Below are 5658 nucleotides of genomic sequence, written 5' to 3'. Positions count from 1 at the left end.
GTAGGCCCCCGCTGTGGCAATGCGGACGGCGTCGGAGATTGCCCGCGACGTCACCCCCATTGAGGCCGCTCGGGCCAGGTTGGGCGTGATGATGATCTCCGGGGTCTGCATCGCCGCGGAGGACGTGACGTTGCCGATACCCTGAATGTGCTCGCGGATCTCGGCTTCCAGACTGAAGGCCGCGTCCTCCAGCAAAGCGGAATCGTCCCCGGCAAGGGTGACCTGCAGTTCGGTGCCGTTTCCGCCGGTGCCGACCTCGATCCGGACGCCCGGGATGGACGCGATCGCCTCGCGCAATTCGGCCTCGATCTCCGACTGGCCGACATCCCGGTCATCGATGGGCGTCAGATTGACGACGAGCGTAGCGGAGGAGACGGAGTCGGAAGACGTCTCGCCCATTCCCCCGGTCGAGGCCGAGCCGGTGGCCAGGAAGATTCCCGTGACGTGGGAAACCTCCCGAACCGCCTCCGCAATGGCGCGGGCTGTCTCGTCGGTCTCTTCGATCAGGGATCCCGGCGCTGCGGTCATGGTGATCCGGGTCTGGCTTTCATCCGAGGCGGGGAAAAATCCGGTGGACATCTGGGTGACGATCAGCGCAGTCGCCGCGAAGAAGGTCGCCACCCCGACCACCGGGATCCAGCGGCGGCGGAGCATCAGCTTCACCAGGGTCATGTAGCTGCGCATGAGCAAGCCATCCGATTGCTCGACATGGGCCCCGGTCTTCAGCATGTAGGCGGCCATCATCGGCGTAACCAATCGGGCCACGAGAAGCGAGAACAGAACCGCGACTGAGGCGGTGATGCCGAACTGTTTGAAGATGATGCCGGGGATGCCGCCCATGAACGCCGTCGGCAGGAAGACTGCGACAAGAGTGAAAGTCGTCGCAATCACGGCCAGCCCAATTTCGTCGGCGCCCTCCATCGCGGCGTCATGGGCGGTCTTGCCCATCTGCAGGTGTCGCTCGATGTTCTCGACCTCGACGATGGCGTCATCGACCAGGATGCCGACGACCAGCGACAGGGCCAGCAAGGTTACCGTGTTCAGGGTAAAGCCCATCAGATCCATCACGAGGAAGGTCGGAACGATCGACAGGGGCAGCGCCACCGCCGCAATGAAAGTTGCTCGCCAATCCCGCAAGAACAGGAAGATCACGATAATCGCGATGATCGCCCCTTCATAAAGCATGTGCATCGAAGCTTCATAGTTTTCCTCCGTGGCGCGGATCGTGTTGTAGGCTTCGGCCACCGTGAGTTCCGGACGGGACGCGCCAAACTCCGACATCGCTGTGCGTACGTCGTCGGTGACGGCGACATCGGAGTAACCCTTCGACCGCTTGATCTGCATGGCGATAACCGGCTCGCCATCGAGGTAAGCGAGCGAGCTGCGGTCCGAATGGGTGTCGGTCACCGTCCCCAGTTCGTCCAGCCGCACCCAGCCCCCGTTTGGTAGCGGGATCGGTGTCGCGCGCAGATCTTCGACCGATGAGGCTGCTGCCAGTACGCGCAGGGACTGACTCTCTCCGCCAACCCGGCCTTTGCCGCCGGACAGGTCGCGCTGGACGTCGTCGAGTTGCGCATTCACATCGGCCGTCGTCAGGCCAAGGCCGGACATAAGGTCCGCATTCAGTTGGACCCGGATCTCGCGATCAATGCCGCCCAGACGGCTCACCTCGCCGACGCCTTCGACAGCCATCAGAACACGTTCGATGTCGTTGTCGATCAGCCAGCTGAGCTCGACCTCATCCAGCTTGTCCGCACTGACTACATAGGTGATCAGCGGCGTCGCATTCAGGTCAGACTTGGAGACGTTCGGCGCACTCATCCCCGAGGGCAGTTCGGAGACCACCTGATCCACTGCGCTCGACACCTCGTCCAGAGCCGCCTGCGAATCCTTGCCCACTTCGAAGGAAACGTTGATCGAGACGGAGCCATCGGTGATCGTAGTCGTCACCGAGTCCAGCAAAGACAGGCCAGTCAGCTGTTCCTCAATCTTGCGGGCGACCTCTGTTTCCAGCTGGGCTGCGGCAGCGCCGTCGAGAGTGGCCGAAATGCTGATCGTCGGCATGTCCATGTCGGGAAAGTTCTGCACATCAAGGCGTTTGAAGCTCATCAGCCCCAGCACCACCAGCATGATGAAGACAAGGATTGGCGGAACCGGATTGCGGATGGCCCAAGAGGAAAAGTTCATTCTGCCACCTTCACCACATTGACCAGGGATCCTTCGTTGAGGAACGCCCCGCCGGTCTCAACGATCTGCTCTTTCCCGGTCAAGCCGGCTGCAATTTCCACCCGGTCATCGGCGCGCCGGCCGGTCTCCACCCGCAGACGCGTTACCTTCGCCGGCGATGCGCCCTCTTCCAGCGCAAAGACGTAGGTAAACCCATCGCGCATCGAGATGGCGGTGGACGGTAAGGTCAGGGCTGGCGTCTCGCCAAGGTCGAACCGCCCCGTGACCATCATTCCCGTAGGGGGCATGCGAGCCTCCTCAGGAGGCGTCAACGCAACATAGACAATCACGCGCCCGGTGGTCTCCGAAGCGACCGGAGAGATCAGCCGCACCTCGCCGGGCACTCCGTCTCCCACTGGCGTCGGGATCGCCGCCTTGGCGCCCACCTCGATCTCGCTCAGAAATCGCAGGGGAACCTCTGCTTGCCACTCGATGCGATTCTGTCTGATCAGCCGAAACAACTCTGTTCCCGTCGAGACCACGCCCCCCAATGAGGCCGAGCGCGACGAGATGACCCCGTCGTCCGGGGCGACGATCTTCGTGCGGTCGAGATCCAGACGAGAGCTCGAGAGCACCGCTTCCGCGGAGGCGAGATCGGCTTCGGCCTTGCGCTCGGCAACGTAATACTCGGTCGCCTGCTGCGCGGAGAGCGCGCCGGACTGTCCCGACGTCAGAGCCCGGGCGCGATCCGCCTCTCCCCTGGCCTGATCCAACGCGGCCTCCGCCGAGCGCACCGTCGCTTCCTGCTGATCGATCGAGTTCTGCAGGGTCTCTGTCGAGAGCTGCGCGAGTATCTGCCCTTTCTTGACGACCGACCCGACATCGACGCTGACGCTTTCGATCCGCTGCCCGGAGGTTTCCGCGGCGATCACCGCTTCATGCCAGGCCTGAAGACGACCATTTGTCTCCAGGGTTACCGGCCAGGTCTGCTGCTCAGGAGCCACGAGCCTGACGCTGAAGGCGGCTGTGATCTGGGCGTCGGTCGTCTCCTGTGCAGCAAGAGGGACGGCCGGGCCGAGCACAGCCAGAAAAATCACCGCGGTGATCACTTTTGAAGTCATCGTCGTTTCCCTCATCCTGCAACCCCCGCCCGTTTCCAGCCGCCACCCGCAGCCTTGTAGAGTGCGATCCACTGCCGCACCTCAGCCTCTCGCTGTTGCACTTCGGTAATCTGTGCGGACTGCAGGGTGCGCCTCGCTTCTTCCCGGTTCAGGAGGGTTTCTCCGCCGGCCTGCCAGATCTCATCGACGGCGCCGAAATACTCGCGGTAACCTGCCACGGCGGTCCGGGCGCTTGCGCCGCTCGCCCTCGCAGCATTCAGCCGGGTCAATGCTCCTTCGACTTCGCTCACTGCAGTGAGAACGGTCGTTCTGTAGGCTTCGGCCGCAGTGATCGCCTCGGCATTGGCGACGCGGACGCTTGCCCTTCGTTCCCCGCCGTCGAAAATAGGCAAAGATATCGCCGGTCCAAAGGACCAGCTCGTCGGATCCGACACGGTCACGGAGCCACTCAGGGATAACGAAGGGTAGAGATCCGCTTTGGCGGCCCCCATCGTCGCCATCGCGCTGGCAAAATCAAGCTCCGCCTCGGCGACATCGGGCCGTTGCCGCAGTGCCTCTACCGGGGCCGACGTTATGCGGAACGCCTTCGGAGAGGGCAGGCCGCCACCGGTAGCGAGGATGCTGTCAATCCTGCCTTGCGGCGCGCCTACGCTGACCGCCAAGGTCTGCGCCAGCACCCGGCAGTCTGCTCGCTGTGTTTCCAGCGAGATCGCGGCGCTTGCGGCATTGGCGTTGGCAAGCGAGCGGTCGCTGCTAGGCGAGAACCCTGCGGCAGCGAGTTCGCCCGTTGCTTTGATGGTTTCCGCCTGCGAGGCGATTGCCTGGCGATAGATCGCCTCGACCAAGCGGCAGGCCCGATACTGGACGTAGGTATCGGCCACCTCGGAGGAGAGGCTGATAAAGGCCCCACTGAACGCCGCGTCCTCGGCCGCTGCTGACAGGCGCGACGCGGCTGCGGACTGGCGGGCCCGGCCGAAGAGATCCAGCTCCCACGAGGCATCGAGGCTTGCGGCGTTCGTGGTACGCCTCGCGCTGTTCTGGCCGCCTGCAACGCTGCTGTCTGCGCCGCCCGTCAGATCAGGAAACAGGTCCGCGGCGCTTTGGCCTGCGGCCGCGCGCGCCCTCATGACGCTCGCGGCCGCAGTGCGCAGGCTCGGGCTGCTTTGGTTTGCGAGCCGGAGGAGTTCGTTCAGCTCAGCGTCGTCGAGCTGCGACCACCAGCCCACATCAATGGCGTCGCCTGCCTGCGGCACACCGGCAGCAAATCGCACCGACACCGGTTGCTTCGCCACTGGCTGGATTGTCGTGGCCGAGCAGGCGGAAAGTACCAGTGCGGCGCCTAAGCCAATGAGAGAACGCATGAAGATACTCCGCGGGTGAACTTGTCCGTTCATCACTCAGCGGATTGTTAAGATGTGTTAAGATCACGCAAAGAAAGGTAAAGTTCGCCTATCGGGCCTCAGGAGGCGCTATAGCCAAGATGGAGGTGCGCCGATGATTCCAGTTTTGTTCATTGACGATGACGCCGAGCTCGCCGAGCTCCTTGCCGAATACCTCGAGCAGGAAGGCTTTGCCGTTACACACCTCGCCGACGGGCGCCGCTGCCTCGCCGCGCTCTCCGATACGCAACCAGAGATCGTTGTCCTCGACATCATGATGCCAGGGATAAGTGGCATAGAGGTCCTGCGCCGGATCCGCCGCGAAAGCGCCGTTCCGGTCCTGATGTTGACTGCCCGTGGTGATGAAGTCGATCGCATCGCAGGCCTCGACCTCGGGGCCGACGACTATCTCGCCAAACCCTGTTCGCCCGGCGAGTTGGCCGCGCGGTGCCGCGCAATTCTCCGTCGCGCAGGCGGGCGGACGGCGGTCGGTTCCCAGCCGCTGACGGCGGGAATGCTTGTTGTGGACGCGACGGCCCGCACTGCGAGATGGCATGGCCTGCCCCTTGACTTGACGGGGGCGGAATTCAGTCTGCTGGAAGTGCTCGCGGCGAATGCTGGTCGCATCATGTCTCGGGCGGAGCTTTCCGAACAGGGTCTGGGCAGACCGCTCGCGCCCTATGACCGGTCGGTTGATGTCCATGTCTCGTCAATCCGGCAGAAGCTCTTCGCAGCGAGAAGGGGGCCATCTTCTATTCTCAGCGTGCGGGGCCACGGCTATCAATTGGTGCCGACATGAAACAAATGGTTTTGAGGTTCTTTTTCTATATCTGGGGCGCCATCTTGGGCACTGCGCTGCTTGTTATTGTTCTAACGATCAGCTTTGATCCGCTACCGCCGGGATATGTTCCCGTGGAAGCAGTTTTCACACCAATGCAGGCCGCAGCACGTGAGGCTTTTCTGGTCGAGGGCAGGGCTGGAGTGGAAAATCT

Annotated in this window: 5 protein-coding genes; 2 read left to right on the top strand and 3 right to left on the bottom strand. The window is 63.0% G+C overall.

Annotation, left to right across the window (positions count from 1 at the left end):
* From C5F48_RS21545 to C5F48_RS21535, 3 genes are all read right to left on the bottom strand, one after another.
* The coding region (locus C5F48_RS21545) for an efflux RND transporter permease subunit (protein ID WP_107665807.1) at positions 1-2187 on the bottom strand (2187 nt) is incomplete at its 3' end.
* Positions 2184-3287 carry an efflux RND transporter periplasmic adaptor subunit gene (locus tag C5F48_RS21540; RefSeq protein ID WP_107665806.1) on the bottom strand — a complete coding sequence of 368 codons (1104 nt, stop codon included), beginning with the start codon at positions 3285-3287 and terminating at the stop codon, positions 2184-2186. The genes C5F48_RS21545 and C5F48_RS21540, both read right to left, overlap by 4 nt.
* 11 nt (positions 3288-3298) lie before the next feature.
* Positions 3299-4648 (bottom strand): efflux transporter outer membrane subunit, encoded by a 1350-nt coding sequence (locus tag C5F48_RS21535; protein WP_170139756.1) that lies wholly within the window; start codon positions 4646-4648, stop codon positions 3299-3301.
* A gap of 133 nt (positions 4649-4781) precedes the next feature.
* On the opposite strand from C5F48_RS21535, the gene C5F48_RS26505 reads away from it, so the two are divergent.
* Together C5F48_RS26505 and C5F48_RS25760 are read left to right on the top strand one after the other, a co-directional pair.
* Positions 4782-5465, top strand: a complete 684-nt coding sequence (locus C5F48_RS26505) for a response regulator transcription factor (RefSeq protein ID WP_107665804.1) — start codon at positions 4782-4784, stop codon at positions 5463-5465.
* On the top strand, positions 5462-5658 hold a 197-nt coding region (locus tag C5F48_RS25760; protein ID WP_219907822.1), incomplete at its 3' end, for a hypothetical protein. The genes C5F48_RS26505 and C5F48_RS25760, both read left to right, overlap by 4 nt.

Origin of the sequence: Cereibacter changlensis JA139 (assembly GCF_003034985.1) — a bacterium.
Lineage (GTDB): Bacteria > Pseudomonadota > Alphaproteobacteria > Rhodobacterales > Rhodobacteraceae > Cereibacter > Cereibacter changlensis.
Note: the sequence above shows the minus strand (reverse complement) of the source record. Positions and strands in the feature narration are given on the sequence as shown.